The following is a 1,484-nucleotide window of genomic DNA, read 5'->3' as shown; positions in this document are numbered from 1 at the left end:
GAGCCCCGTACGGTGGTCTTCACCGGCGGCGTCGGCAGTTTGACGGTTGACGTCGCCAACGATGATCAAGCCAATGGTCCGGAGCAGGTCAGTGTCATCCTGAATGGGATTGCAGATGAGGCGTTTGCTATCGATCCCGCTGCTGCGACGGCAACGGGCACAGTGACAGAGGATGACGAGGTCGCGCCAACAACACCCATACGCCTCCAGGCCGAGGACTTTACCGCAGCGACCAATTACACCGTCGAGAACATCGGCGCAGCAGATGAGGGTCAAGGCATCCGGCTGCTGGGCGGTGAGTCGGGCACGGCCAGCTACGCGCTAGCCGGTGCGGTTGCGGCGGGCACTTACACCGTGATTGTCGGGTATTTTGACGAAAACGACGGCGAAAGTACGGCGCAGTTGAGCATCGGTAATGCCCAGGGCCAGAGCTTCAGCGGCGACTGGATCTTTGATAACGACGCCACCAGTGGCAATGCTGCTCAGGCAGCAAGCTTCCGCACGGTGACTTTCGAAAACGTCACGGTGGGTGACGACGCTACTCTGGACCTGGCAAGCACGGCGGCACCCTTTGAATATGCGCGCATCGACTATATCGAGTTTGTGCCCGCGGGAATTGTCGAGCCACCGGCGCCGACCTTGATCGGTATTTCCAATGCTGATCCGATGGTCGAAAACGGCGACGAGGGTGCCACCACGCTAAGCTTCGGTCTTACCGCCTCGGAAGGCTTTAGCGGCGAGGTAGCCTTGAGCGTGGATATTGATGGGGTGGTCGAGCCCCGCACGGTGGTCTTCACCGGCGGCGTCGGCAGTTTGACGGTTGACGTCGCCAACGATGATCAAGCCAATGGCCCGGAGCAGGTCAGTGTCATCCTGAATGGGATTGCAGACGAGGCGTTTGCTATCGATCCCGCGGCTGCAACGGCAACGGGCACAGTGACAGAGGATGACGAGGTCGCGCCAACAACACCCATACGCCTCCAGGCCGAGGACTTTACCGCAGCGACCAATTACACCGTCGAGAACATCGGCGCAGCGGATGAGGGTCAAGGCATCCGGCTGCTGGGCGGTGAGTCGGGCACGGCCAGCTACGCGCTAGCCGGTGCGGTTGCGGCGGGCACTTATACCGTGATTGTCGGGTATTTTGACGAAAACGACGGCGAAAGTACGGCGCAGTTGAGCATCGGTAATGCCCAGGGTCAGAGCTTCAGCGGCGACTGGATATTCGATAACGACGCCACCAGTGGCAATGCTGCTCAGGCAGCAAGCTTCCGCACGGTGACTTTCGAAAACGTCACGGTGGGTGACGACGCTACTCTGGACCTGGCAAGCACGGCGGCACCCTTTGAATATGCGCGCATCGACTATATCGAGTTTGTGCCCGCGGGAATTGTCGAGCCACCGGCGCCGACCTTGATCGGTATTTCCAATGCTGATCCGATGGTCGAAAACGGCGACGAGGGGACCACCACGCTAAGCTTCGG

Annotated in this window: 1 protein-coding gene; it reads left to right on the top strand. The window is 60.2% G+C overall.

What is annotated here, in order from left to right; translation table 11 throughout:
- Positions 1–1,484, top strand: a 1,484-nt coding sequence (locus HALTITAN_RS25670) for a hypothetical protein (RefSeq protein WP_039860958.1), incomplete at both ends; no start/stop codon positions are given.

This window comes from Vreelandella titanicae BH1 (assembly GCF_000336575.1).
Lineage (GTDB): Bacteria > Pseudomonadota > Gammaproteobacteria > Pseudomonadales > Halomonadaceae > Vreelandella > Vreelandella titanicae.
Note: the sequence above shows the minus strand (reverse complement) of the source record. Positions and strands in the feature narration are given on the sequence as shown.